At 70.0% G+C, this 25,606-nt stretch carries 20 protein-coding genes; 13 read left to right on the forward strand and 7 right to left on the reverse strand.

What is annotated here, in order from left to right; all coding sequences use genetic code 11:
* Positions 1-31 precede the first annotated feature (31 nt).
* Positions 32-1,087, forward strand: a complete 1,056-nt coding sequence (locus AC07OZ_RS13220; RefSeq protein ID WP_495467565.1) for an NAD(P)H-dependent flavin oxidoreductase — start codon at positions 32-34, stop codon at positions 1,085-1,087.
* Between the two features lie 172 nt (positions 1,088-1,259).
* Here AC07OZ_RS13220 and AC07OZ_RS13225 read toward each other — a convergent pair whose 3' ends face one another.
* The 4 genes from AC07OZ_RS13225 to AC07OZ_RS13240 all read right to left on the reverse strand — a co-directional run bounded on the left by AC07OZ_RS13225 (position 1,260) and on the right by AC07OZ_RS13240 (position 6,761).
* Positions 1,260-2,237, reverse strand: a complete 978-nt coding sequence (locus AC07OZ_RS13225; protein ID WP_495467566.1) for an aldo/keto reductase — start codon at positions 2,235-2,237, stop codon at positions 1,260-1,262.
* A 94-nt stretch (positions 2,238-2,331) separates the two neighbouring features.
* Positions 2,332-3,402 carry an RNA 3'-terminal phosphate cyclase gene (rtcA, locus tag AC07OZ_RS13230; protein WP_495467567.1) on the reverse strand — a complete coding sequence of 357 codons (1,071 nt, stop codon included), beginning with the start codon at positions 3,400-3,402 and terminating at the stop codon, positions 2,332-2,334.
* Positions 3,403-3,475: 73 nt separating this feature from the next.
* Positions 3,476-4,690, reverse strand: coding sequence for an RtcB family protein (locus tag AC07OZ_RS13235; RefSeq protein ID WP_495467568.1), 1,215 nt, complete (start codon positions 4,688-4,690; stop codon positions 3,476-3,478).
* A 484-nt stretch (positions 4,691-5,174) separates the two neighbouring features.
* On the reverse strand, positions 5,175-6,761 hold the full coding sequence (locus AC07OZ_RS13240; RefSeq protein WP_495467569.1) for a vWA domain-containing protein: 1,587 nt from the start codon (positions 6,759-6,761) through the stop codon (positions 5,175-5,177).
* Between the two features lie 267 nt (positions 6,762-7,028).
* Between AC07OZ_RS13240 and rtcR the strand changes: the two genes are divergently transcribed.
* From rtcR to AC07OZ_RS13265, 5 genes are all read left to right on the forward strand, one after another.
* Positions 7,029-8,654 (forward strand): RNA repair transcriptional activator RtcR, encoded by a 1,626-nt coding sequence (gene rtcR / locus AC07OZ_RS13245; RefSeq protein ID WP_495467570.1) that lies wholly within the window; start codon positions 7,029-7,031, stop codon positions 8,652-8,654.
* Between the two features lie 150 nt (positions 8,655-8,804).
* Positions 8,805-11,879, forward strand: coding sequence for a two-component regulator propeller domain-containing protein (locus AC07OZ_RS13250; protein WP_495467571.1), 3,075 nt, complete (start codon positions 8,805-8,807; stop codon positions 11,877-11,879).
* Between the two features lie 241 nt (positions 11,880-12,120).
* The gene (locus AC07OZ_RS13255; protein WP_483108826.1) at positions 12,121-12,357 is read left to right on the forward strand and encodes a hypothetical protein; all 237 of its coding nucleotides are present in this window, start codon (positions 12,121-12,123) and stop codon (positions 12,355-12,357) included.
* 103 nt (positions 12,358-12,460) lie between these two features.
* Positions 12,461-14,005: a methyl-accepting chemotaxis protein gene (locus tag AC07OZ_RS13260; protein WP_495467572.1), complete on the forward strand. Its 1,545-nt coding sequence runs from the start codon at positions 12,461-12,463 to the stop codon at positions 14,003-14,005.
* Between the two features lie 36 nt (positions 14,006-14,041).
* Positions 14,042-16,663, forward strand: a complete 2,622-nt coding sequence (locus AC07OZ_RS13265) for a 2-oxoglutarate dehydrogenase E1 component (protein ID WP_495467573.1) — start codon at positions 14,042-14,044, stop codon at positions 16,661-16,663.
* A gap of 153 nt (positions 16,664-16,816) precedes the next feature.
* Here the strand turns inward: AC07OZ_RS13265 and AC07OZ_RS13270 are convergent, their stop codons facing one another.
* A complete protein-coding gene (locus AC07OZ_RS13270; RefSeq protein WP_495467574.1) occupies positions 16,817-17,191 on the reverse strand; it encodes a hypothetical protein in 375 nt (124 codons plus the stop codon).
* Between the two features lie 191 nt (positions 17,192-17,382).
* Here AC07OZ_RS13270 and AC07OZ_RS13275 point away from each other — a divergent pair, with 191 nt between their 5' ends.
* Positions 17,383-18,459, forward strand: a complete 1,077-nt coding sequence (locus AC07OZ_RS13275; RefSeq protein ID WP_495467575.1) for a GGDEF domain-containing protein — start codon at positions 17,383-17,385, stop codon at positions 18,457-18,459.
* 41 nt (positions 18,460-18,500) lie between these two features.
* Here AC07OZ_RS13275 and AC07OZ_RS13280 read toward each other — a convergent pair whose 3' ends face one another.
* Complete coding sequence (locus AC07OZ_RS13280) at positions 18,501-22,208, reverse strand: CheR family methyltransferase (RefSeq protein ID WP_495467576.1); 3,708 nt, start codon at positions 22,206-22,208, stop codon at positions 18,501-18,503.
* Between the two features lie 172 nt (positions 22,209-22,380).
* Here AC07OZ_RS13280 and AC07OZ_RS13285 point away from each other — a divergent pair, with 172 nt between their 5' ends.
* The 3 genes from AC07OZ_RS13285 (at position 22,381) to AC07OZ_RS13295 (ending at position 24,106) form a co-directional block, all read left to right on the forward strand.
* On the forward strand, positions 22,381-23,424 hold the full coding sequence (locus AC07OZ_RS13285) for a cation diffusion facilitator family transporter (RefSeq protein ID WP_495467577.1): 1,044 nt from the start codon (positions 22,381-22,383) through the stop codon (positions 23,422-23,424).
* Positions 23,425-23,479: 55 nt separating this feature from the next.
* Positions 23,480-23,620 carry a hypothetical protein gene (locus tag AC07OZ_RS13290; protein ID WP_157522617.1) on the forward strand — a complete coding sequence of 47 codons (141 nt, stop codon included), beginning with the start codon at positions 23,480-23,482 and terminating at the stop codon, positions 23,618-23,620.
* Positions 23,621-23,881: 261 nt separating this feature from the next.
* Positions 23,882-24,106: a hypothetical protein gene (locus AC07OZ_RS13295; protein ID WP_495467578.1), complete on the forward strand. Its 225-nt coding sequence runs from the start codon at positions 23,882-23,884 to the stop codon at positions 24,104-24,106.
* 8 nt (positions 24,107-24,114) lie between these two features.
* Here the strand turns inward: AC07OZ_RS13295 and AC07OZ_RS13300 are convergent, their stop codons facing one another.
* Positions 24,115-24,351: a hypothetical protein gene (locus AC07OZ_RS13300; protein ID WP_495467579.1), complete on the reverse strand. Its 237-nt coding sequence runs from the start codon at positions 24,349-24,351 to the stop codon at positions 24,115-24,117.
* Here AC07OZ_RS13300 and AC07OZ_RS13305 point away from each other — a divergent pair.
* The 3 genes from AC07OZ_RS13305 to AC07OZ_RS13315 are packed head-to-tail and all read left to right on the forward strand — an operon-like array spanning position 24,346 to position 25,550.
* The gene (locus tag AC07OZ_RS13305; RefSeq protein ID WP_495467580.1) at positions 24,346-24,594 is read left to right on the forward strand and encodes a hypothetical protein; all 249 of its coding nucleotides are present in this window, start codon (positions 24,346-24,348) and stop codon (positions 24,592-24,594) included. The two genes, AC07OZ_RS13300 and AC07OZ_RS13305, sit on opposite strands and share 6 nt — an antisense overlap.
* A gap of 19 nt (positions 24,595-24,613) precedes the next feature.
* The gene (locus AC07OZ_RS13310; protein WP_495467581.1) at positions 24,614-24,964 is read left to right on the forward strand and encodes a hypothetical protein; all 351 of its coding nucleotides are present in this window, start codon (positions 24,614-24,616) and stop codon (positions 24,962-24,964) included.
* A gap of 10 nt (positions 24,965-24,974) precedes the next feature.
* A complete protein-coding gene (locus tag AC07OZ_RS13315) occupies positions 24,975-25,550 on the forward strand; it encodes a cell division protein FtsI (RefSeq protein WP_495467582.1) in 576 nt (191 codons plus the stop codon).
* The last annotated feature ends 56 nt before the right edge of the window (positions 25,551-25,606 follow it).

Consider the following 25,606-nt stretch of genomic DNA (forward strand, 5'->3'; position numbering starts at 1 on the left):
ACCTGTCTTGTCGAGTCCAGGATCCGTCGCCATGCCTACCTCCAGCGCGCCTTTCGCTCCGTTCTTCCTCGGCACCCGGCTGCCGCTGATCCAGGCGCCCATGGCCGGCGTGCAGGACGCACGGCTGGCGCTCGCGGTGAGCAACGCGGGCGGGCTGGGCTCGCTGCCCGCGGCCATGCTGACGCCGGAGGTCCTCCAGAAAGAACTGAAGGCGCTGCGCGACGGCACCGACAAGCCGTTCAACGTCAACTTCTTCGCCCACACCTCGCCGACGCCGGACGAGGCGCGCGAGGCCCGCTGGCGCGATCGCCTGGGTCCGTATTACGCCGAGTTCGGCATCGACCCGACGCAGATCAAGGCAGGCCCCGGACGCGCGCCGTTCACGGCAGAGATCGCTGATCTCGTCGAGCCGTTCAAGCCGCCTGTGGTGAGCTTCCATTTCGGGTTGCCGTCCGCCGAACTCATCGCTCGCGTGAAGGGCTGGGGCAGCTTGGTGCTGGGCAGCGCGACCACGGTCGACGAGGCCCGCTGGCTCGAAGCGCACGGTGCCGATGGCGTGATCGCGCAAGGCTGGGAAGCGGGTGGCCATCGCGGCCATTTCCTCAGCGACGACCTGACGCGGCAGCCCGGCACGATGGCCTTGCTGCCGCAGATCGTGCGCGCCGTGAGGGTGCCGGTCATCGCGGCGGGCGGTATCGCCGATGTGCGCGGCATCCGCGCGGCGCTGGCGCTGGGCGCGTCGGCCGTGCAACTCGGCACGGCCTTCCTGCTGTGCGAGGAAGCGACCACGAGCGCGCCCCACCGGGCGGTGTTGCGCGATCCGGCGAATCACCACACGGCGGTGACGAATCTCTTCACCGGACGTCCCGCGCGGGGCATCGTGAACCGCTACATGCGCGAGGTCGGCCCCTTGAACGAGTCGGCGCCGCAATTCCCGCTGGCGACCTCCAGCGTCGCGCCGCTACGCGCGAAGGCCGAAGCGCAGGGCAGCGGCGATTTCTCGCCGCTCTGGTCGGGTCAGAACTTCGCCGCGCTGCGCGAGATCGGCGCCGCCGCCCTCGTGACCGAGCTCAGCGCCGCGTTCTGACGCTCGGCCCGATGTTCCGTCGAAGTCCTCGGTAGCAAAACCGTTGAAGGACGGTACTGGTTGGGGACGGGAGGTCGCAGGGTTTTGGCGCTCGCCGCCAAGGCCCTGCGACCTCGCGGCCAACGCCCGGGCCTAAGCAGTCAAGGCCCGGCCAACGCCCCGACCTCCGCAGTCAAGGCAACGGCGCCCCCCGCGCCGCCACGTACAGCGCGTACCACTCGTTCCGGCTGAGTTGAACCTTCAGCGCATCGCCGCAGGCGCGGATGCGGTCGGGATTCGCCGATCCGATGACGGGCTGGATGCGCGCCGGGTGCTTCATCAGCCACGCCAGCAGGATGCCTTCGGTGCTGACGCCGTGTTCCTGCGCGAGCTTCTGGACCAGCACGCGGGCGGCTTCGTCGGCGGGGTCTTGAGCGGTTTCACCGCTGAAGCGGCCGCGGGCCAGCGCGGCCCAGGCCTGCAGTTGGATGCCGTGCTGCTGGCAGTGTTCCAGCGTGCCGGTCCAGGCCAGCGCGCCGGGGCGTGCCGCGGCCTGGCGGTCGTTGAAGCAGGTGCCCGCATCCAACGGCTCCAGATGGCCGAGGCCGAGTTCCAGCTGGTTCACGACCAGCGGCTGATCCAGCGCGCGGCCGAGCCAGGCCATCTGTCCGACGTTCATGTTGGACACGCCGAAGTGGCTCACCTTGCCCGCCGCGCGCAGGCGCTGGAAGGCTTCGGCGATCTCCTCGGGCTGCATCAGCGGATCCGGGCGATGCAGCAGCAGGATGTCCAGGCGTTCGGTGCCGAGGCGCTTCAGGCTGGCCTCGACCGCCTCGACGATGTAGCCGCCGGACAGGTCGTAGCGGCCGGGCCCTTGATCGTCGGCGAAACGGATGCCGCACTTGCTCTGCAGCACGATGCGCTCGCGCAGCGAGGGCTGGCGGCGGAACAGCTCGCCGAAGACCGACTCGGCCTTGCCGCGGGTGTAGATGTCGGCGTGGTCGAACAGCGTGACGCCGATCGCCAGCGCGGCCTCGACGGCGGCCTGCGCATGGTCGACGTGGGCGTCGGTCCACGGGGAGTCGTCCCAGTGGCCGCCCAGGCCCATGCAGCCATAGGCGAGCGGGCTGGCGGTGGGGAGATGCTGCTGCAACGGAAGGGCGTGGCTCATGGTGGGCGTGCGCGTTCTGGAATGGGGAACGCGCCCGGGTGGGCGCGCGGTGCGGGATTGTGACGCGGCGCGCGGGCGCCGCGTTTCATCGTGGTTACGAGCGCGGGAGGATGTCCACGCGCCATGCGTTGCCGGCGCGCGAGACCTCGAGCCGCGAGTCGAAGCGCACGTCCAGGAAGCGCTCGATCACGCCGAAGTTGGTGCGGCTGTGCTCGGTCAGCTCGGTGCAGGTGTACGCGGCCGGGCGGCCGGAACCCGCCACCGCCAGCGCGAGCGGCAACGCCAGCTGATCCGCCAGGTGCGGACCCGCCGCACCCGCCGCGGCCTCGTACGCGCGCATCTCCGTGAAGACGGTGCGCGCCACTTCCTCCGCCGACAGGCCGCGCTCTCCAAAGGCGATGAACACCTCGGTCAACTGTTCGTACGCCAGCGTCGTCATCAGCGCGTTCCCGGGACCTTCGTTCTGACGCGCCGTGCCGACGCGCAGCTGGTGCTTGTCCCAGCCGGTCAGGCGCTCCAGCGCCTCGAGTTCGCGATCGGTCACGCCACGCGGCAGCGCGGGCGCCAGCGCTTCGGCGAAGGCCTCCAGCGGCTCGCCGCGCTCGAGCAGGTCGAAGGGGCGCAGGCCGCCTTCGGCGGGCGTGACCACGGCGTCGATCTCGCCGCTGCCGGCGGGGTAGAAGCCGTGACGGCGCAGCGTCAGGTCCAGCTTCGCTCCCGCGCGGCGCATCAGCGGCGCGAACGTGCGCTGCAGGAAATGGAAGGGCGGCGCCATCGGGTTGTGCGTGCCGCCGGACAGGCGCAGACGGCTGGGACCGTCCGCCAGCATCAGCGGCGGCAGCACCGTCTGCAGCACCAGCGTGCAGCTGCCCGCGGTGCCGACCGTGAAGCGGTAGTCGCCGGCATGCACCTGGCCGGGCCGGAACTCCAGCGCCTGCGAGCCGAGCTCCGCGCCGATCACCGTCGCGCCGCAGACCTCCTGCGCGGCGAGCACGCAGGTCAGGTGCTGACGCATCAGCCCGGGCTTCGGGCGCTTCGCGCGGATGCGCTCGATGCGCAGCGGCGCGCCGGTGCACATCGACAGCGCGAGCGCCGTGCGCAGGATCTGCCCGCCGCCTTCGCCGTGCGAGCCGTCCAGTTCAATGACCTTGTTCTTGTTGTCCATGATTCCCTCTCGCGAGCGGAGGCCGCGCGGTTTCCTCTTCCGCGCGGCGTCGCTCCTCACCTTCTTGTTGCTCTCATCCCTTCACGCACACCACCTGCTTGAGCGTGTGCACCACCTCCACCAGGTCCTGCTGGGCCGCCATCACCGCATCGATGTCCTTGTAGGCCATCGGGATCTCGTCGATGACGTCCTTGTCCTTGCGGCACTCGACGCCTTCGGTGGCTTCGCGATGGTCCTTCAGCGTGAAGCGGCGCTTGGCCTCCGTGCGGCTCATCGTGCGGCCGGCCCCGTGCGAGCAGCTCTCGAAGCTCTCCGGGTTGCCCTTGCCGCGCACGATGTAGCTGCGCGCGCCCATGCTGCCGGGGATGATCCCCATCTGGCCTTTCTTCGCACTGACCGCGCCCTTGCGGGTCACGAACACGTCCTGGCCGAAGTGGGTTTCCTTCTGCACGTAGTTGTGGTGGCAGTTGACCGCTTCGATGTGGCTCTCGAATTTCTTGCCGATCACCTTCTTCACGGCGCCGATCACGCGACGCATCATCACCTCGCGGTTGGTCTCCGCGAACTTCTGCGCCCAGCCCACCGCGCGCACGTAGTCGCCGAAGTACTTCGCACCTTCCTCGAAGTACGCCAGGTTCGCATCGGGCAGGTTGGCCTGGTGCTGCATCGCGTCCTTCTTCGCCAGCTCGATGAACATCGTGCCGATCGCGTTGCCCACGCCGCGCGACCCCGAATGGAGCATGAACCACACGAAGCCCACTTCATCCAGGCAGACCTCGATGAAGTGGTTGCCCGTCCCGAGCGTGCCCAGGTGCTTGTGGTTGTTGGTGTTCTTCAGCTTCGGGTAGTCGCGGCAGATCTCGGTGAAGTCGGCCTCGAGCGTCGCCCAGGCCGCGTCGACCATGTCGGGCGGGTTCTCCCACGCGCCTTCGTCGCGACCCTTGGGGTTGCGGCCGTGCGGCACGGCGGCCTCGATCGCGGAACGCAGCGGGCCCAGGTTGTCGGGCAGGTCCTCGGCGCGCAGCGTGGTCTTGCAGGCCATCATCCCGCAGCCGATGTCGACGCCGACCGCGGCCGGGATGATCGCCTTCAGCGTCGGGATCACCGAGCCCACCGTCGCGCCGATGCCCAGGTGCACGTCGGGCATCGCCGCGATGTGCTTGAACACGACCGGCAGCTTCGCCGCGTTGCTCAGCTGCTTGCGGGCTTCGTCCTCGACGGGCACGCCCTGCGTCCACATCCTCACCGGCACGCCGCCGGCGACTTCCATCTCGTTGTAGTTCTTCATGATTCGTTCCATTCAAAAGCGCGGTGACAAGGAGTCGGCAAGACGTTTTTCTGAGCTACCGGCTTGCGCCGGGCGAGAGTTGAACCCGCGACCTCCGCGTCCCCGAGGGGCGCGGCGCTCTTTCCGATGTAGTCCTGCCAGCATTCACCGCAAAAACAGGGTACCGGGCAGTTGCCGCGGTGAGCGATGACAAGGGATGGTGAAACGTGTTCCTGCTCTACCAGACTGAGCTACGGTCTCCCGAAGGATCCCGGCGGGATTCGAACCCGCGACCAGGGCATTAACAGTGCTGTAGTTCCACCTGCATTCATCGCTCGCCGCGGCAACCGGATCCGGTCCGCCGACAGCCTTCAATCCTTCGATTCTTTCTCGTTGTTCAAACACAGCCCCCGCGTGGTGACTAACGGTTGACGAGGACATCGATTTTGGAGATGTAGTCCTCGCCGGCATTCGCCACGCGACAGCATTCACTTCATGCGTTCGATCACTGCGGATCGAGCGCCACGCGCTCGATCTCGCGGACCCAGTGGCCGACCTCGGTCGCACCGGCGGCGAAGTCGCCGACCATGCGGAACACCGCATCCGAGAAGCCGCCGACGTTCATCACGTCCTTGCGCTCCACCGCCTGCGTCGAGGCGCCCGGCTGGATGTCGATGCACACCAGCTTGGCCGCCGGGCAGCGGACCTTGATCGCTTCCCACTGCGCCATGGTCTCGGTCGCGCCGTGACGGCGCGCGTCGATCCACGACTCGTTGTCGGACACGATCACGATCAGGTCCACCTGCGCGCGCTCCGCGTTGAGCTGGCGCAGCGGCGCACTGACCGACGTTCCGCCGCCACCGATCGCCGCCAGCTTCGCCGCGTTGGTCATCACCGAATCGCGGGGATTCAGCTGGATCGACACGACCTGCTGCTCGAACGGCATCACGCGGCAACCCGGGTTCTTGCGGACCAGGGCCGCGGCCACCAGGGCGGCCACGTCGATGCATCGCACCGACGAGGTCGCCGAACCGCGCCGGCCGGTCACCGCCGACGACATCGACCCCGACACGTCCGGGCAGACCACGACGCGGCCGGCGATCGCCGGCACGTTGACCAGCGCGGCCTCCATCGCATCCTGCAGCGCGTCGCGGATCTCCGCCGGCACGTCGGACGCCGCGTTGAACGCCGTCATCAGCTGGTACGGCAGCACGCGGGCCGAGGCCACGGCCTTCGGATCGCGCAGCAGCGCGGCCAGTTGCGCGGTCATGCCGGGACGGTCGAACACGCCATGGCGTGCGAACGCGTTCAGGTTCTGACGCACCATCTGCCAGGAGCCCTGCGCCGCGATGCGCGCCCAGTGCGAGTCGTTCAGCGGCAGCGCCGTCAGCATCTGGAAAGGCACGGGCGGCAGATCGTCCGCCGTCGCGCCTTCCGTCTTGCCGGACAGCAGCGCCCGCTTGAAGCGCTCGAACGCCTGAGTCGCGGGCGGCAGCGCCGCTTCGTCGTACGGGCGGCCGATCAGCCACGCGAACCACGCCGCGCGCCAGGCTTCCGCCGGCTTCGGGTGGACCATGCGGACCACGTCGGCCAACGTCGGCTCGTTCCCGACGGACGCCTGCAGCAGGCGTTGCTCGTTCGCGTTCAACAGCCATTGCTGGACCAGCTTCTTCGGACGCGACCCCAGCGACTTGCGGCCGGTCTGGCCCGATCGCAGGATCTGCACGAAGTTGCGCAGCATCTTGCCGTTGTCGATCACGCGGCCGAACACGGGCTGCAGCAGCGCAATGTCGCGTTGCGCCAGCACGGCCGCCAGCAGCGCCGGCATGTCCTTCATGTGGCCGGCCTGACGGGCGTAGATCGCGGTCTTCGCCAGGAAGGCGGTGTCGACGTCCTGGGCCAGCGCCAGCGCGTCCTCCAGCTGGGCCTGGGCGTCGGCGTGGAAGGTCGACGTCATGCAACCGGTGGCCGCCAGTTGCGCCAGGTGGTGCCGGGTCTTGTAGCCGTAGGCTCGTGCGCCGGACTGGTTCACCGCGTCCGCGGCGGGCGCCAGCTTGCCGGGCGTCGTCTTGAAGAGTTGCGTGTTGACCATGTTGTCCTCCCTGTCGGATGTCGTTCGGCGTTGCTGTCTTTGCTGCGTGGCCGTGTTGTCTTGCCTTCTTCATTGCAACGCCCGTGCCAGGTCTTGCCAGGTCTCGCTTGAAGTTCATCAACCCGTTGATCCACAAGGGAAAAATTCTTGATTGGCTGAAAAACACGCACCCGCCATTCATCCGCGGCTCTTCCCAGGGTTGGATGGTTGGATAAGCAACTAGCGAAAAAGCTAGATCGCCCGACCGGCGCGGATAAACTGCGGGCCATGTCGAAGAAGAACGTGGTGATCGGCTACCTGGGGTCGCAGCTGGATGGTGGTCAGGGTTCGGGCCGCTGGGAGAAATGGCGGCCGACGATCTCGCTGGTGTCGCAGCCGGACGTGGTCGTCCACCGGCTGGAGCTCTTCCATGCGCCGCAACACCTGACCCTCGCGGAACTGCTGCGGAGCGACATCGCCACCGTCTCGCCCGAAACCGAGGTCCAGCTCATCCCGATGCCGCACGAGGACCCGTGGGACTTCGGCGAGGTCTACGCGACGCTCTACGACTGGGTGCGCGGCTACCGCTTCGATCCCGCGCATGAGCAGTACTGGGCCCACATCACCACCGGCACGCACGTCGCGCAGATCTGCATGTTCCTGATGGTGGAGGCGCGCTTCATCCCGGGCGTGCTGTTGCAGACCTCGCCGCCCCGCAAGCAGCGTGCGGGCGATCCGGGCTCGATGACCTTGATCGACCTGGACCTGTCGCGCTACGACGGCATCGCGCAGCGCTTCCGGGCCGAGCAGCACGACGCCGTCGCCTTCCTGAAGAGCGGCATCGCGACACGCAACCGGCGCTTCAACGCGCTGATCGAGGAGATCGAGCGCGTGGCCGTGCATTCGCGCGCACCCATCCTGCTGGCCGGGCCGACGGGCGCGGGCAAGTCCTTCCTCGCGCGCCGCATGTATGAGCTGAAGCAGACACGTCACCAGCTCGAGGGCGCCTTCGTCGAAGTCAACTGCGCGACGCTGCGCGGCGACGGCGCGGCGTCGACGCTGTTCGGGCACAGGAAGGGCTCGTTCACCGGGGCGATGGCGGACCGGGCCGGCCTGCTGCGCACCGCCGACGGCGGCCTGCTGTTCCTGGACGAGATCGGCGAACTCGGCCTCGACGAGCAGGCGATGCTGCTGAAGGCGATCGAGGAGAAACGCTTCCTGCCCGTGGGCGCGGACCGCGAAGTCGCCAGCGACTTCCAGCTGATCGCCGGCACCAACCGCGACCTGCGCGTGGAGGTCGCCGCGGGACGCTTCCGCGACGACCTGTTCGCCCGGATCAACCTCTGGACCTACAGCCTGCCCGGACTGCGCGACCGGCCCGAGGACATCGAGCCCAACGTCGATCATCTGGTGCAGCAGGTCGGCCGCGAGAGCGGCCGCGCGGTGCGCTTCAATGCCGAGGCGAAGGCGCGCTATCTCGGCTTCGCGCAATCGCCCAGGGCGCCGTGGAGCGGGAACTTCCGCGACCTGTCGGCGTCGGTGACGCGGCTGGTGACGCTGGCCGAAGGCGGTCGCATCGGCCTGCCGCTGGTCGAGGCCGAGATCGCGCGGCTCGAGTGGCTGTGGGAGCGCGAGACCGCCGCCGGTCCGGGCGGCGCGGCGGCAGGCGAGGGCGAGGCGCTGCTCGCGGCGCTGTTCGACGCGTCGGCGCTCGAGACGATGGATCTCTTCGACCGCCTGCAGCTCGTCGCCGTCCTGCGCGTGTGTGCGGCGTCGTCCTCGTTGTCGGAAGCGGGGCGGCAGCTCTTCCATGCGAGCCGGCAGGCGCGCAGCGTGGTCAACGACGCGGACCGGCTGCGCAAGTACCTGCTGAAGTTCGGCCTGTCCTGGGATCGCATCGCTTCGGCGCGGTGACCGATGACCCCACTGTGCCTTCACGCGATCCGCACCCGTCGTCCGTACGGCAGCCCGGATGCTGCTGCGGGACCGGTCACAATCGCGAATTCCCCGCCTATGACTTTCGACCGGTCCCTCTCCGCCTCCGCCGTCCACCGTCAGCCTGCGATGCCGATGCCTCGGCGCGCGGCGGCGTGCCTGCTCGCCGCGTTCTGCCTGGCGGTGGCGGCATCGGGGACCACGATGGCGGCGACGGCGGCGTCCGCGCCCACGGCGACGATGTCCGCCTCGAAGTCGGCGTCGACTTCGGCCTCGGCGGCGCCGGCGAAAGCGGCCTCCGCGCCCGCTGTCGACCTCGGCGCCATCGGCGATCTGTCCGATCCGGTCCGCGCGGTCAGCCAATACAAGGTCGACCTCTGGCAGACCGAACAAGGCCTGCCGCTCAACACCGTCCAGGCATTGCTCCAGTCCCGCGATGGCGGCCTGTGGATTGGCACTGGCGGCGGACTGGCGCGTTTCGACGGCAGACGCTTCGTGAGCTTCGACGCCGCGCAAGCGCCGGATGTCGCCTCGCAGCCCGTGTTCGCCCTGCTCGAAGACCGGCGTGGCCGGCTGTGGATCGGACACCCCAACGGCGTGACCGTGTACGAGCATGGCCGCTTCTCGCCGGCGGTCACCAAGGCGCAGGCGGGTGGCCGCCGGATCTGGTCCCTGGTCGAGGACGAGACCGGCGCGATCTGGGCAGCCGGCGACGGCGGCCTGGTCCGTTGGAAGGACGGCGCGGTCAAGGTCTTCGGCACCGCCGATGGTCTGCCCGCCGGACGCCTGCGCAGCGCCGCGTTCGACACCACCGGCACGCTCTGGATCGGCACCACCGGCGCCGGCCTGTTCGCTATGACGCCGGACGGCAAGTTCAAGGTCTTCGATCCGGCGAACGGTTTCCCGCATGCGCAGGTGCGCTTCGTGATCGCCGATCCGGCCGGCGGCATCTGGGCCGCGACGGCGGGCGGCGGACTCGTGCGCATGCCCGGCATCGATCAGGCGGCGATGCGCGTGTACACGACCGCCGACGGCCTGCCCAGCGATCACCTGACCGCGCTGACCCGCGACGCCCGCGGTGACCTGTGGGTCGGCAGCTGGGGCGCCGGCGTCAGCCGATTCCGCGAGGGGCGCTTCAGCACGATCTCCAGCGGCAGCGGTCCGGGCACCGGCCTGGCCGGCGGCCAGATCTGGTCGCTGATGGCCGACCGCGAAGGCAGCATCTGGGTGGGCACCTGGGTCGACGGCCTGAACCGGCTGCGCAACCGCGCCTTCACCGTGCTCGGCACGCCCGAGGGCCTCAGCCACGACAACGTCCGTTCGGTCGTCGCCGCGCGCGACGGCGCCGTCTGGGCCGCGACCTCCGGCGGCGGGCTCAACCGGCTGAAGGACGGCCGCATCACGACGCTGCGCCAGGCCGACGGCCTGCCGACCGACGAGGTCTCGACGATGCACGAGGCGCGCGACGGCACGCTCTGGATCGGCACCTACACCGCCGGGATCGCGCGCCGGCGGCCGGACGGCCACATCGATGCCTTCGGTGCCGGCAGCGGCCTGCCCGGCATCGAGATCCGCTCGATCTTCGAGGACCGCGACGGCACGCTGTGGGTCGGTACGCGCACCGCGCTGGCGCGCTTCAACGGCCACGGCTTCGACGTCGTCACCGCGCCCGGCCTGCCGAATGAAGGCGTCGCCGCGATCCTGCAGGACCGCACGGGCACGCTCTGGTTCGGCACGACCGGGCAGGGCCTGGTCCGCTGGCGCGACGGCAAGGCGCGTCAGTTCACGACGGCCGACGGCCTGCTGTCCGACTGGATCATCGCGCTCAAGGAGGACGCCCGCGGCGAGCTCTGGATCGGCACGAACGGCGAAGGCATCAACCGCATGAAGGACGGCCGCATCGGCGCGGTCAAGCCGGCGGACGGCCTGTGGGACGGGCTGTCGCAGGTTTTCCTCGAGGACCGCGCGGGGCACTTCTGGATCACCTGCAATCGCGGCTTCTACCGCGTCGCGCGTGACGAGCTCGACGCCTTCCTCGACGGCCGGCTGAAGCAGGTGCGATCGGTCGGTTTCGGTCCGGGCGACACGCTGCGCGCCACGAGCTTCGCCGGCAATCTGCAGGCGGCCGGTGCCGTCGACGCCCGCGGCCGCGTCTGGCTGCCGTCGTCGTCGGGCCTGGTGGTCGTCGATCCCGAGCGCCTGCCCGGTGGCGGCGAGCCACCGTCGGTGCGCATCGAACAGATCAAGGTCGACGGCGCAACGCTGACGCTCGACGGCGAGCCGCTGGTGCTCCCGCCGGGGCCGGTGGCGCTGTCGGTCAGCCTCGCCGCATCGACGCTGCGGGAAGCCGATCGCGTGCGTTTCCGCTTCTGGATGGAGGGCCTGTCGCGCGGCTGGACCGACGTGGGCAACGATCGCGAGCTCACTTTCCCCGCGCTCTCGCACGGTCAGTACAAGCTGCGCCTGGCGGTGTCCGGCGACGGTCAGCGTTGGCGCGAATCGGCCACGCCGCTGCCGGTCACCGTGCAGCCGCGCTTCCATGAGACCGGCTGGTTCCACTTCCTGGTCGCCGTGGCGGCGATCGGGTTCTTCACCGGAGCGGTGATGTTCCGGATGCGCCAGCTGCGTGAGCGTCACATCGAGATGGAGCGGCTGGTGGCCCAGCGCACTGAGGAACTCCGGCAGGCCAACGAGCATCTGAAGCAGCTCTCCTTCCTGGACGCGGTGACCGGGTTGCCGAATCGCCGCCGCTTCAACGAAGCGGCCGACGAGGAGTGGCGACGCGCGCGCCGCACCGGCACCTCGCTGGCGCTGGTGCTGGCCGACGTCGACGCGTTCAAGCGCTACAACGACCAGATGGGCCACCTGAAGGGCGACGAGTGCCTGGGCGCCGTGGGGGCGGTCCTGGGCGCGTCCATCGGGCGTGCCGGCGATCTGGCGGCGCGCTACGGCGGCGAGGAGTTCGTCGTGCTGCTGCCCGGCGCCGACCGCGAGGCGGCGCTCAAGGTGGCGGAGTCCGTCCGCGCCGGCATCGAGTCGCTGGCCATGCCGCATCCGACCTCTCCGGCCGGGCCGGTCGTGACCATCAGCCTGGGCGTCGCCGCCTGCATTCCCAGCGACGAGTGCACGTTGGAAAGCCTCATTGCCCAGGCCGACACGGCGCTGTACACCGCAAAGCGGGAAGGCCGCAATCAGGTCCGTTGACCGAGCGGTCGCCGGGCATGCCGGCACCCCCGGGAGCTCAATCTCCTCCTCGCCGCTCGGAATTCGCTCCCGGGGGTGCCGGCACGCCCGGCTCCTCCACGAGTCGGGACGGTCGCAAGGATTTCATTCCAGTGAAGCGGGCGGCGGTGTACAACACGGACTCCGCGACACCCGGGTCCGGGCACGCCCCCTTCGCGCCCGTCGAACCGGCACTCCAGCGTCCGTCCGACCGTTGCCGACCATGACGACCTCGCAGACCGTCCGCCAGCACAAGGGCCGTACCTACGTCCTCGATACCCACGGGCCAGGCTCCGGGCCCTGGCGAGGGCGATTCGTCGTCAAGGGCGAGGAGGACGGCCGCCCCGGCGTCACCGCCTGGCACGAGCTGGACGATGAATTCCCTTCCGCCGACGAGGCCGTTGCCCACGCCGATCGCGTGGCCTGCCAGTACATCGCCACGTTCGCTGAGCAGGCATAAGAAATCAGGCCGAAGTGCAGACGCCGTGAACACGCGTCTGTAAAGCCTGCCGGACCGTTTTTTGCCCCGCCGAGGTCCGACCGTCGGCCTTCAGGGAGAAAACATGCCAACGTTGTCCAACTTCAATATCGGCACGCGGCTGGCCGCCGCATTTGCCGTCGTCATCGTCTTGCTGCTGCTGGTGCTGGCCGTCGCCGTCTCGGTGCTGAACCGCACCAGTGGCACGATGGATCGGGTGGTCGAGGACCGCTACGGGCAGATCGCCCTGAGCGACGACATCAAGAATGTCGGCGACCAGGGCGTGATCGTGATCGGGCGCCTGCTGATGGCCACCGACCCCGCGCAGGCCAAGCGCTACATGGACGACTACGCCGCCGTCCGCGCCGCCAACACGGAGAACTTCGCGAAGTTCGAGAAGATGCTCAGCACCGACGAGGCCAAGGCCATCTTCGCCGAGCAGTCGGAGGCCCGGAAGATCTATGGCGCCGCGGTGCGCAAGCTCTTCGACCTGATTGCCGCCGGCCAGCGCGAGCAGGCCATGGCCATCTACCAGGGCGACATGGCGCAGTCGCAGGTCCGCTACTACGCGCTGATCGACAAGATGGTCGACTACCAGGCCAAGGCCATGGCCGACGACGTCGTCAAGGCCAAGGAGGACGCGCGGCGATCCAAGCTGTGGATGACGTTGGTGGCCGCGATCGCCGTGGTGCTGGGCGTGGTGACCGCCGTCAGCATCACGCGTTCGATCACGCAGCGCATCCATGGCGCGATCCAGCTGGCCGAGGACGTCGCCAAAGGCGACCTCACGCTGCGTCCGATGCCCCAGAGCACCGATGAGATCGGCCGGCTCATCGCCGCGCTGCAGCACATGGTGCGCAGCCTGCATCGCATCGTCTCGGAAGTGCGGCAGGGCGCGGACACCATCTCCGCCGCGGCGAAGGAGGTCGCGCAGGGCAACGCCGATCTCTCGGCGCGCACCGAGGCGCAGGCCAGCGCGCTGCAGCAGACCGCCTCCGCGATGGAGCAGCTGACCGCGGCTGTGCGCATGAGCGCCGACAACGCCGACCAGGCCAACGCCAGCGCCGCCTCGGCGTCGGAGGTCGCCAGCGCCGGCGGCCAGGCGGTGGGCGAGGTGGTCGCGACGATGAGCGCCATCTCCGCGTCCTCGCAGCGCATCGGCGAGATCATCGGCACGATCGACGGCATCGCGTTCCAGACCAACATCCTGGCGCTGAATGCGGCTGTCGAGGCGGCACGTGCAGGCGAGCACGGCCGCGGCTTCGCGGTGGTGGCCTCGGAGGTGCGCGCGCTGGCGCAGCGCTCGGCCGGCGCGGCCAAGGAGATCAAGTCGCTGATCGTCGAATCGACCGAGCAGGTCGGGGCCGGCGGCCGGCTGGTCGAGCGGGCCGGCGAGACGATGTCGCAGGTCGTCTCGGGCATCCGGCAGGTCAGCGGCGTCGTCGCCGAGATCAGCGCGTCCAGCCGCGAGCAGAGCATGGGCATCGAGCAGGTCAATGCGGCCATCATCCAGATGGATGACACGACGCAGAAGAACGCGGCGATGGTGGAGCAGAGTACCGCGTCGGCCAAGGCACTGCAGGACGAGGCGGCGCATCTGAACAACGCGGTGCGGGCCTTTGTACTTTGAGGGCCGGCGTCTTCGCAACTCACCAGGGAGTTAAGAATGAACGACCGGATTCACGACGGCTCGCCTGCGGGCGAATCGTCCACACGTTGGCGGCCCGAGGTCCTCGCCTTCATCGAGGCGCATCGTCGCGACGGACATCGCAGCGCGCGGCTGGATCCGCTCGGCGTCTCGCGCCCGGCGGACCCGACGCTGCTCGACCCGCAGCGCTTCGGACTTGATCCCGGCGACTGGCTGTCGCCGAGGGGCACTCCGCTGTGGAGCGCCCGCACCGTCGCCGATCTCGACCGCGCGCTCAAAGCGATCTATTGCGGCGGCCTCGCGCTCGATGCCAGCGCCGTGCGCGACGCGTCGCGTCGCGACTGGCTGCATCACGCGATGGAGTCCGCGCCTCCCGGGGCCGGCGGCGCCGCGGAGCGCCTCGCGCTGCTGGACCGGCTGATCCGCGCGCAGGGCTGGGAAGAGCACGTCGCGCAAGCGTTCCCGCATGCGAAGCGCTTTTCGCTGGAAGGCAACGAGACCTTGATCCCGCTGCTGGACGCGCTCTGCGAGGAAGCCGCGGGCCACGGTGTGCGGCGCGTCTTCCTCGGCATGCCGCACCGCGGCCGCGTCAACGTGCTGGTCAACCTGATGGGCTTCCCGCCCGCGCGCGTGCTCGACTTCTTCGACCCGAAGTCGCCGCATCCCGAGCGCCACACGGATCTGATCTACCACCTCGGCGGCGAGCGCGAACTCGACACGCCGCAAGGCCGTCTCACGCTCACGCTCGCGCACAACCCCTCGCACCTGCAGAGCGTGCATCCGGTGCTCACGGGCCTGGCGCGCGCCTGCCAGGACGCGCTCAGCCGCGAGCGCGCGGACCAGGACGGACGCCGCCTCGTGCTGCCGCTGATGCTGCACGGCGACGCCGCCTTCGCGGGGCAGGGCGTCGTGATGGAGACGCTGATGCTCGGCGCCAAGCCCGGCTACACCGTGGGGGGCACGGTGCACGTGATCATCAACAACCAGGTCGGCTTCACCGAGCCCAACCCGATGAGCGCCTGGCCGGCGCAGTACTGCACCGACGTCACGCGCATGGTCGATGCACCCGTCCTGCGCGTGAACGCGGACGAGCCGGAACAGGCCCTGCGCGCCGCCGCCATCGCCCTGGACTGGCGCGCACGCTTCGGCTCCGACATCGTCATCGACCTGATCGGCTATCGCCGGCTCGGCCACTCGGAGAGCGACGTGCCGTCGCTGACGCGGCCGCGCATCCACGCGCTGATGCAGACGCATCCGACCATCGTCGACCGCTATGCCGCTGCGCTGCGCGCCGATCGCGTGCTGCCGCCGGACACCGACATGGCCTCGCACGTCACGCACAGCCGCGTGCGGGCGCACCAGGCGTTCTCCGATCCGGTGATCCCGGCGCAGGACGAGTCGCCGTCGCCGCTGCGACGTCCGGGCGACGTGCCGCCGCTGGACCTCGCCGGCGTGCAGGCGCTGATCGACCCGATGACGCGCCTGCCCGACGGCTTCGAGCCGCATGCGATGGTGCGCACGCTGACCGACCACTGGCGGCGCATGGCGGGCCTGGCCGATCCGCCGCTGCGCGCGGACTGGTGCTTCGCCGAGAACCTGGCCTACGCGACCATCCTGCAAGGCGGACTCAACGTGCGCATCTCCGGCATGGACGTGCGACGCGGCACCTTCCTGCATCGGCAGGCCGTGTGGACCTCGCAGACGAACCGGCTGACGGGTCCGGTGGGCGAGGGTGTGCCGTCGGAGTTCGTGCCATTGCGCCGGATCGCTGACGCCGCCCCCGGCCGCTTCGACATCTTCAACTCACCGCTGTCGGAAGAGGCCGTGCTCGGTTTCGAGTACGGCTACAGCGTCGGCGCGACGCGCACGCTCACCGTGTGGGAGGCGCAGTTCGGCGACTTCGTCAACGGCGCGCAGGTCTTCGTCGACCAGTACATCAGTTCGGGCGAGGAGAAGTGGGGCGACACCTCCTCGCTGGTGATGCTGCTGCCGCACGGCAACGAGGGCATCGGGCCCGATCACTCGAGCGGCTACCTCAGCCGCTTCCTGCAACTGTGCGGCGAGGACAACCTGCGCGTGGCCTGCCCCTCGACGGCGGCGCAATGGTTCCACCTGCTGCGCCGGCAGGCCTTCGACACGCTGCGCAAGCCGCTGATCGTGATGTCGCCGAAGGGCACGCTGTATCACGAGAAGGCCTCGCACGCGGAGATCCCGGACCTCACGACGGGCCGGTTCCAGCCGGTCATCGACGACGCCACGGTCGAGCGTCCGTCGCAGATCGAACGCCTGCTGCTGTGCAGCGGCAAGGTGCATCACGACCTGGATCGCGGCAGACGCTCGGTCGCGCGCGCGGACCTGGCGCTCGCCCGCATCGAGCAGTTCTATCCGTTCCCGGCGGAAGAACTGACGGCGCTCTTCGCACGCTACCCGGCGCTCGTCGAGATCACCTGGGTGCAGGAGGAACATCGCCAGCAGGGCGCGTGGAGCTTCATCCGCGAGCAGATGGACGCGGTCTTGCCGCAGCATGTGCAACTGCGCTGCGTGGCGCGCCGCGCAAACGGATCGGGCGCCACGTCGTCCCACGCGATCCATCAACTGGAGCAGGTTGAACTTGTGGCCCGCGCACTGGGCGAGGCCTGACCCCGCTCTGTCCCGCAGTCAGAAAGTCCCAAGGCCCATGGTCAGCGAGTGCTGGTGGGGCCGGAATGGGGCTTGGGGTCCCTGGAGGGGCGCCCCATGCCCCGTGGAGTGCCCGCGCCAGGCCAGGCGCAGTTGGGCGGTCTCTCCCCCTGCTCACTGCCCCAGCGAGTCCGTCCGCCTCCGGCTCGACGAGCTCCCGCGCCCCTGTGCCTGAGGCCGCCCCAGTTGGAGGATCTCGATCGCATGACAGGCCGCCTCGGTCGCGTAGTTGAGCGCCTCGTTCTCCGTCGCCCATGCGGAGTCGACGCTCGGGTGGACGACATCGTCGACGTCGTCCCGGGCGGGTGTGAGCGCATCCCCGAACGCGTCCTCCGCAGCCGGCGCGGCGGCGACGCGTGCCAGCTCCTCCGCATCGCTGCGCCGCCTTCCCGTGTCGAGCAGCTGGAAATGTCCGACGAAGGTATCGCCGGGGGCGGGCGTCGATTCGACGCGGTAGGTGACGCCGCGGTACTGTCCGTCGCGTTGCATGAGGGTTCTCCCGGGTCTGCGATGTTGCGAAAGCGGCAATTCCCACGCCCGGCGGAGCGGCACTATGTCGCACTCATGAAGGACGTGCCCGCGATCCGGCGGACGGCACCGGTGTCATGACGGACGGCGTCCGGCGGGCCTTCACACTTGTGACAACATCCACGCTTCAGCCATGATTTCGACTGCCGATCTTGGATGCCCTGCTCGCCCGCCTGACGTCGACCGTCCCCGTCGCCCGCAACCTGGAACAGCTGACCCGCCCGCTGCTGGACATGCTGGGCACGGTCACCGGACTGGAGTCGACCTACCTCACCACGATCGACCTGCGTGCCGGGGAACAGCACGTGCTGCTGGCCCGCAATGCCGGCACGATGACCATCCCGGAAGGGTTGACGGTCCCCTGGGCGGACACGCTGTGCAAGCGCGCGCTCGATGCCGGCCGCATGGCCACGAGCGATGTGGCGGCCTGCTGGGGAGATTCCGACGCGGCGCGACAGCTCGGCATCCAGACCTACGTGAGCGCGCCCATCCGCGACGACAGCGGCGAGCTGCTCGGCACCTTGTGCGCAGCCAGCGCGGAGCGCCGCGCGATCAACCCCGAGGCGCAGTCCCTGCTGCGGCTGTTCTCGTCCCTGGTGAGCCAGTTCCTGCAGCGCGAGCGGCTGGTGGCCGATCTCCGCGCCGCCAACGAGCAGCTGACGACCTACGCCCTGACCGATGCGCTGACCGGATTGCCGAACCGCCGCGCGCTGTTCGACGAATTGCAGCGCGAGCTGCAGCGCGCGACCCGCGACGGCACCTGCGTGCTGCTGGGCTGCATCGACCTGGACGGCTTCAAGTCGGTCAACGACCAGCTCGGCCATCATCGCGGCGACCTGTTCCTGCGCGAGATCGCCCAGCGCCTGTCGCTGGAGCTGCGCGGCTCCGACATGCTGGCGCGGGTCGGTGGGGACGAGTTCATCGTCGTCGGACCCGGCGTGAGCCTGGGCGGCATGCCGCGTTCGCAAGGCCCGCTCGTGGATCGCGGCGAACCGGCGCAGGCCGCGCGCACGCTGGAGCAGCGTGCCGCGCTCGCGAGCGTCGGTCGCTTCGACCTCGACGGCCACGCGCTGCAGTACGCGGGCGCCAGCGTCGGTGTCGTGGCGCTCGATCCGGCGGGGCTCAGCGTCGAGCAGGCGCTGCACCTGGCCGACCAGCGCATGTACGACGTCAAGCGCGCGCGACGCCGGAGCATCGACCTGCCGGCGATCATGCAGGCGGCGGACTGATCCGCCGGGAGGGCGCCGCGAGGGCGCCGTGACGGCGCCGGTCAGCGCGGGCGCGCGAGCAGCACCTTCTCGATGAGCAGGTCGACGTCCACCGGCTTGGCCAGGTGGTCGTCGAAGCCGGCGGCGATCGCCGCGTCGCGATCCTGCAGCGTGGCCAGTCCCGTCAGGGCCACGGCGAACAGCGGTGCCGCGGTGCCGAGCGCCCGTTCACGCGCCCGCAGCCGGCGCACCAGCGAATAGCCGTCCGCGCCGGGCATCGCCACGTCGCTGATCAGCACATGCGGCGGATGCTCCGATGCCGCCGCGACCTGTTCCCACCCCTGCTCGACCGACCCTGCGGCGCGCACGTCGGCGCCGGCCAGTTCCAGCAGATGGCGCAGCGCATCCAGCGCATGCGGATCGTCGTCGACCAGCAGCACGCGCAGGCCGACCAGGTCGGCGTCCGTGCTCTCGCGCGGCGCCGTCTCGGGCGTGTCGGACACCAGCTCCACCGCCGGGAAACGCACCGTCAGGCGCGTGCCGCGGCCTTCGCCGTCGCTGTGCGCGGTGACCGTGCCGCCGTGCGCCAGCACCAGGTGGCGCACGATGGACAGGCCCAGGCCGAGGCCGCCGTACTCGCGCGTGCGGCTGATGTCGGCCTGCGTGAAGCGGTCGAACAGGCGCGGCAGCAGTTCCACCGCGACGCCGATGCCGTTGTCGACGACCGCCAGCTCGACTGTCGGCCCGATGCGGCTCAGCGACACGGTGATCCGGCCGTCGCGCGGCGTGAACTTCAAGGCATTGCCGACGAGGTTGGCCACGATCTGCTGCATCCGGCGCTGGTCGCCCTGGATGCGATGCGGCTGCTGCAGGCCGGTGCTGCTCAGTGTCAGGCCCTTGGCCTCGGCGGCCGGCTGCAGACCGTCCACGACCGCGCGCACGCAGGCCGAGAGGTCGAGCGGGCGCATCTCCAGCGTCAGGTGACCCGACGCGATGCGCGACACGTCCAGCAGGTCGTCGATCAACTGCGCCTGCGCCTGGCAGTGCTTGAGGATGGTGGCGATCGCGCGCGTCGCGGTCGCCTCGCCGAGCGTTCCGCGTTCCTGCGACTGCTTCAGCACCGAGGCCCAGCCGGAGATCACGTTCAGCGGCGCGCGCAATTCGTGCGAGACCATGCCGAGGAAATCGTCCTTGGCGGTGTTGGCGCGCTCCGCGTCGTCGCGCGCGTGCTGCGCCGATTCGAGCGCGCAGCGCAGTTCATGGATGTCCTGGAAGGCGATCACCGCGCCGTCGATGCGCTCGTCCGCGGTGCGGTAGGCCCGCACGTTGATCAACCACCAGCGGCCCTCGGTGTCCTGGTGTTCGTGCTCGACCGGGGCCAGGCCTTGCACGGCGGCCTGCACCAGCTGCTCCAGCTGGCCGACGGCGAAGCGGGAGGTGACGTTCACGACCGGCTGTCCGATCGCCTGGCCCAGCGCGGCGGGATCGAGACCGAACAGCTGCGCCACCTGCGGCGAGGCATGCCGCAGTCGCAGCTGGCGGTCCAGCACCACGACCGGCAGCGGGATGCCTTCGACGAGGTTGCTGAGATCGTCGTTGGCGAGGTCCAGCTCGTCGTTGCGCGACTTGAGTTCCTCGTTCAGCGACAGCAGCTCCTGGTTCGCCGATTCGAGCTCCTGCTTCGCGCTCTGCAGCTCTTCGTTGGCGCTCTGCAGTTCCTCGTTGGTGCTGAGCATCTCCTCGTTGGCGGTGCGCAGTTCCTCATTGGCCGATTCGAATTCGACGACCAGCGTGCGCAACTGCGCCTGGGTCGCCTCGAGCTCATCGGACAGGGTCGTGACGGTGCGCTCGAGCTCGTCGACGCGCGCGCGGGCGCCGCTGGGAGAGAACGGCGGCGTGGACAGCGCCGACGTGGCGTCGGCCACCGGCTCGTCGGGCTGCGGCGCCAGCGTGACCAGGAAGTGCTGCGGCGCCTCGCCCGCTTCCAGCGGCAGGACCTCGAGCACGTAGCGGCGGTCGTTGAAGGCGACGCGCTCGCGCCGCACCGGCTGCCCGGTGCGCTTGGCCTCGACCAGCGCGGTGCGCACGGGGACGTTGAGCGCCGCGTCCAGCAGGCGCGGTAGCGCCAGCGTGGCCTCGCCGCTGGCCGGCGCGATGAAGGCCGAGACATCGCCGCGGAACTGCACGACGTCGCCGCCCTGGCTGACAACGAAGCCAGGCGGCACGTAGCGCGCGAGGGCGACGCGGTTGGCCGCCTCGCTGACCAGGTCCGGCGGCGGCGCCTGCGGCACGCGCGGCGCGTTGCCGTCGCTGGCCCAGGGGCGCAGCGCGTCGATCGGGAACAGCGGCCGGTGGCGGCGCGAGTTGGGCAGCTTGCGGTACAGGTGCGGCGCGCCGGCGTGCTCGAAGCCGTCGGCGACCGAGGCGGCCTCGGCGCGGCCCAGCAGCATGAAGCCGTCGTTGCGGCAGGCGTAGTGCAGGACCTCGAAGACGTGCTGCTGCGCTTCCTTGCGCAGGTAGATCAGCATGTTGCGGCAGCTGATGAGGCCCATGCCGGAGAACGGCGCATGTGTCAGCAGGTTGTGCCGCGCGAACACGCACATCTCGCGCAGGTCCTTGGCCACCAGGTAGCCGCCGGAACTCGGCACGAAGGCGGTGTCGCGGAAGGGCTGCGGCACGTTCTCCAGCGCGGCGGCGGTGTAGCGGCCGGCGCGCGCGGTCTCTATCGAGGCCTCGTTCAGGTCGGTGCCGAAGATCTGCACCCGGCGGTGGATGCCCTCGGCGTTCATCGCCTCCTTGAGCAGCATCGCGATCGTGTAGACCTCCTCGCCGGTCGAGCAGGCGGGCACCCAGACGCGGATCGGGTCGTGGCGCAGCGCCAGCAGCTTGGGCAGCACGACCTGGCGCAGCACGTTCACGAATTCCGCGTCGCGGAAGAACGCGGTGACGCCGATCAGCACGTCGTCGCGCAGCGACGCGGCCTCGTAGGGATCGGTGCGCAGGAACTGCAGGTAGGCGCCGACGTCGCGGTCCTTCTGCAGCAGCACGCGGCGCAGGAAGCGGCGGCGCAGGTTCACGTCCTTGACGTAGCCCAGGTTGACGCCGGCCTTCTGCTGGACGATCGCCAGCGCGGTCTCCAGCGCGTCGACGTCCTGCGCGACGCCGGCGGAGCCGGGCAGGTCGCTCTCGTGGTGGGGCTGACCGAAGCGGCGCAGCAGCGCGGCGGGGATGTCCTCCGGCGGCAGGACCTCGTCCACCAGCCCGGTGTTGATCGCCGCGACGGGCATGCCGTCGTGCGCAGCGGTGTTGGGCGCCTGCGCGAGCGCGAAGCCGCCGGTGGCCTTCAGGTCGACGAGGCCGGCCGCGCCGTCCTGGCCGGTGCCCGACAGGATGACCACCGCGCCGTCGAGGTCGGGGTCCTGCGCCAGCGAGGCCAGGAAGGCATCGATCGGCAGGTGCAGCCCGGGCGTGCGGCGGGTGAGGCGGAAGTGGCCGTCCAGCGCCATGACGCCGGCGTTCTCCGGCATCACGTAGACGTGGCCGTGTTCGACCTTGGTGAGGTGCTCGAGGCGCTCCACCGGCAGCGTGGTGCGGTCGCGCAGGACCTCGGGCAGGCGGGTCTCTTCGTTGGGGTCGAGGTGGGTGATGACCAGGACCGCGAAGCCCGGTTCGTTCGGTAGCGCACCAAGCACGGTGCCGAGCGCATCGATGCTGCCCGCCGAGCCGCCGAGCACCACCACCCGCAAGGGTTGTCGCTCCTCTGTGTCCACCCAGGGTCCCGTTGTCTTGATTGAAAAGCTGCGGCGCAGTCTACCCCCGACGCATGACCGGACCGGCGCGGGGACTCTCGCGGCCACGCGGGTCGCCGAGGGGATACTGCGACGCGCCGCGCGTCATCGCCGGTCCCGCCGCCGCCACTTCCACCCTGACCTCGCAGCCGCCATGTCTTCGTCGACGTCCACCACGCCCTGGCAACACACGCACGTCTTCGACGAGGGCAATCCGCTCGCCGCCCGCAACACGCGCTGGGCCGTGCTGCTGACGGCGCTGATGATGGTCGCGGAGATCATCGGCGGCTACGTCTTCAACTCGATGGCGCTGCTGGCCGACGGCTGGCACATGAGCTCGCACGCGGTGGCGCTGGGCGTGTCCCTGCTGGCCTACGGCGCCGCGCGGCGCTGGGCGAAGGACGGGCGCTTCGCCTTCGGCACGTGGAAGATCGAGATCCTCGGCGGCTACAGCAGCGCGCTGCTGCTGGTCGGCGTCGCGGGGCTGATGCTGTGGCAGTCGGTCGAACGGCTGATCGCGCCGACGCCCATCCATTACGACGAGGCGATCGCGGTCGCCGCGGTCGGGCTCTTCGTGAACCTCGCCTGCGCCTGGCTGCTGCGCGGCGAGCCCCATCACGGGCACGACCACGGGCACGACCACGGGCACAGCCATGGTCACGGGCATGGGCATGGGCATGGGCATGGGCATGGGCATGCGCATGGTCACGCGCACAGCCACGATGAATCCTGCGGACAGGCGCAGGGCCACGGCCATGACGACCTGAACCTCCGCGCCGCCTACATGCATGTGCTGGCCGACGCGGCGACCTCGGTGCTGGCGATCGTGGCGCTGCTGGGCGGCCGCTTGTGGGGCGCGGACTGGCTCGATCCGGCGATGGGCATCGCGGGCGCGGTGCTGGTGGCGGTCTGGGCGCGCGGGCTGCTGCGCGACACCGGCCGCGTGCTGCTGGACGCCGAGATGGACGCGCCGGTCGTCGACGAGATCCGCGAGGCCGTCGCCGCCGCGCCGTGGCCGGCGGCGATCGCCGACCTGCATGTGTGGCGCGTCGGCCGTGCGCAGTACGCCTGCATCGTCTCGCTGGTGACCGACAGCCCCGAGGCGCGGCCGGACGAGGTCCGCCGGTTGCTGTCCGTCCACGAGGAACTTGTTCACGTCACCGTCGAGATCAACCGCCCCGACCGGGCGACTGTCTGATCCGCGCCGCGGCGCTCGCCGGTCGCCCTCCGGCGCGACGCCACAATCGCGGCCCATGAAAACCAACTACCTCCTCGCCGCCATCCTGGTCAGCAGCCTGATCGGCGCTTTCGTGGCCAACCGTTCGATGAAGACTGCCTGCGCGGTGGTCTCCGGCGCGATCGCGCTGTATGCGCTGCTCCGCCAGGTGATCTGATCTGACCCGTCAGGCGGACGCCTCCGGCGTGGCCCCGAACGGCCGCCGCCGGGGCCGCCTTCAAGGAGGCTCCCGATCAGTTCCATCAGATCGAAATGATCGATCTGATGAGGTTCCGAAGCGGCGTCACGCCGCCGACCGCCTGGCCGACCCCCGCTGCCTTTCGTCACACCCCCTCCGGCATCCCCCCGAGTCCACCCTATGGTGGGATGGCACTTGGGCCGACCCCCGCTGATAGTGGGAACTCGTCAGGAGAGGACCATGCGACAACGATTCGCGCCAGCCGCCGGGGAACCCGGCCACCCCTTCAGCAAGGCCATGCAGCTCATCCTGCGGCAGACCGAGCTGTTGCTGCAGCGGCGCATTCCCTTCAGCCCGTCCGGCTGGCCGATCGAGGAACCGCCCGCGCTGGAAGGCCTCGAGGTCACCGAGTCCACCTGGGACGAATGGACCGAGGCGATGGCGCATCAGAGCCGCGGCGCATGACCTGACCCTCAACGCTTGTCGACCTGTCGCCCATCCTGCGCGTTGATCGCCCAGGCCGGTGCCGCACTCGCGCGAACTTGAGCCGCTTGAGCGGCGAAGAAACCCGCCAGTTGATCTCCCTCGGTGATGCACGTCACCGAGTCCGCGACGATCCCTGAGTTCGTTGCGCTCATTGCGGCATGCCGGGAGGTGGCCGCGGCGAAGAATCCGTTCACCCCAACGAACGAGAGCGCTTCGCCATGCATGTCAAGCCCAACGCTTCCCCGTCGCCCGCGGCCCATGTCGGCGCCCCGGCGTCCGCAGGATCGTCCAAGGGCGCCAAGTCCGGCGCGCCCGATTTCACCAAGATGCTGAACGACGCGAAGGCCGGCGCACCGGCCTCCGCGGCGACGGTACCGATGGCGGCCGCGCCGGCCGCTGCCGCCACGCCGGCCGCCGCGCCCGCGACGCTGTCGCTCGACACGGCCTCGCTGGCCGCGCGCGGCTGAGCGTCGCCGGGAGTTCCCCTTGAGCAGCGTGCCCCTCCTGTCCAGCCTGGTGGCCCTGGCGACGTCCTCCGACGGCTCTCACGAGAGCGGCCGCGCCGCTTCGTCGGGCGGGTCTTCCGGATCTTCCTCGCGAGGATCCGGTCCCAGCGTCACGCTCGGGCCGGTGCTCGGCGTCACGGCCACCATCAGCGCCAAGGGCCTGCAGGCGCTGGCCGGGGACGCGGTGGATGCCGTCGAGACGGTCGCCGATGTCGTCACCGATACGGTGGGCGACGTCGCCGGCGGCGTCGGCAACGTGCTCGGCAATGTCATCGGCTACGGCGTGATGGCCGCGCTCGGCGGCGGCGCCGTGCTCGATGAACTGGTGTGAGGGCCGGGTCATGCGCATTCGACTGGATTCGTCGCCATCCGGCTCCGTGCGACCCGCCGCGCTCGTGGCGCTCATCGCACTGACGGGCCTCGGCGGCTGCAGCGCGCTGAGTCCGTTGCCCGCCTGGGAGCTGCTCAAGGGCGCCGGCACCGCGACATCGACGGCGCTGGCGACCGCCGCGCCGGCCAAGGCCAGCAACACGGTCCATCACGGCGACGCGCCGGTGCGAACCTTGTGCATCGAATTCAACCGCAACGCGCCGCTGGAGGACCTGGTCCCGGCGATGCAGGCGGAGCTGAAGGGGCAGGGCGTCGAGAGCCGGGTGTACGAGCCCGGCACGGGCCTGCAGCAATGTGGCGTATGGCTGCGCTACGTCGCGACCATCGAATGGGGCGTGCCGCCGATGGCCAGCGGCTACCGCGCCAATCTCAGCGCCGCGTCGCTGAGCCTGCACCGGGCGGACGGGACGCTGCTGTCGACCAGCAGCTACGTCGCCGAGGAGAACTTCGGCCTGGCCCGCTGGGCCGGGACGCGCAACAAGATCGCGCCGGTGGTGAAGGCGTTGATCACCGGCTTCCAGAGCTGAGGGAGAGGGATGTGATGTCGACAGAAGAATCCCGCCGCGCGAAGGCGCCGGCAAAG

The sequence above is a fragment of the Roseateles sp. GW821-FHT09G03 genome (assembly GCF_059416045.1).

What these genes read in the sequence shown, in the direction of transcription:
- AC07OZ_RS13265 (WP_495467573.1), top strand. Translation starts at nt 14,042, where the DNA reads ATGAACGACCGGATTCACGACGGCTCGCCTGCGGGCGAATCGTCCACA.
- rtcR (WP_495467570.1), top strand. Translation starts at nt 7,029, where the DNA reads ATGTCGAAGAAGAACGTGGTGATCGGCTACCTGGGGTCGCAGCTGGAT.
- AC07OZ_RS13240 (WP_495467569.1), bottom strand. Translation starts at nt 6,761, where the DNA reads ATGGTCAACACGCAACTCTTCAAGACGACGCCCGGCAAGCTGGCGCCC.
- rtcA (WP_495467567.1), bottom strand. Translation starts at nt 3,402, where the DNA reads ATGGACAACAAGAACAAGGTCATTGAACTGGACGGCTCGCACGGCGAA.
- AC07OZ_RS13290 (WP_157522617.1), top strand. Translation starts at nt 23,480, where the DNA reads ATGAAAACCAACTACCTCCTCGCCGCCATCCTGGTCAGCAGCCTGATC.
- AC07OZ_RS13315 (WP_495467582.1), top strand. Translation starts at nt 24,975, where the DNA reads ATGCGCATTCGACTGGATTCGTCGCCATCCGGCTCCGTGCGACCCGCC.
- AC07OZ_RS13225 (WP_495467566.1), bottom strand. Translation starts at nt 2,237, where the DNA reads ATGAGCCACGCCCTTCCGTTGCAGCAGCATCTCCCCACCGCCAGCCCG.
- AC07OZ_RS13220 (WP_495467565.1), top strand. Translation starts at nt 32, where the DNA reads ATGCCTACCTCCAGCGCGCCTTTCGCTCCGTTCTTCCTCGGCACCCGG.
- AC07OZ_RS13285 (WP_495467577.1), top strand. Translation starts at nt 22,381, where the DNA reads ATGTCTTCGTCGACGTCCACCACGCCCTGGCAACACACGCACGTCTTC.
- AC07OZ_RS13305 (WP_495467580.1), top strand. Translation starts at nt 24,346, where the DNA reads ATGCATGTCAAGCCCAACGCTTCCCCGTCGCCCGCGGCCCATGTCGGC.
- AC07OZ_RS13270 (WP_495467574.1), bottom strand. Translation starts at nt 17,191, where the DNA reads ATGCAACGCGACGGACAGTACCGCGGCGTCACCTACCGCGTCGAATCG.
- AC07OZ_RS13260 (WP_495467572.1), top strand. Translation starts at nt 12,461, where the DNA reads ATGCCAACGTTGTCCAACTTCAATATCGGCACGCGGCTGGCCGCCGCA.
- AC07OZ_RS13300 (WP_495467579.1), bottom strand. Translation starts at nt 24,351, where the DNA reads ATGCATGGCGAAGCGCTCTCGTTCGTTGGGGTGAACGGATTCTTCGCC.
- AC07OZ_RS13250 (WP_495467571.1), top strand. Translation starts at nt 8,805, where the DNA reads ATGCCGATGCCTCGGCGCGCGGCGGCGTGCCTGCTCGCCGCGTTCTGC.
- AC07OZ_RS13255 (WP_483108826.1), top strand. Translation starts at nt 12,121, where the DNA reads ATGACGACCTCGCAGACCGTCCGCCAGCACAAGGGCCGTACCTACGTC.
- AC07OZ_RS13235 (WP_495467568.1), bottom strand. Translation starts at nt 4,690, where the DNA reads ATGAAGAACTACAACGAGATGGAAGTCGCCGGCGGCGTGCCGGTGAGG.
- AC07OZ_RS13295 (WP_495467578.1), top strand. Translation starts at nt 23,882, where the DNA reads ATGCGACAACGATTCGCGCCAGCCGCCGGGGAACCCGGCCACCCCTTC.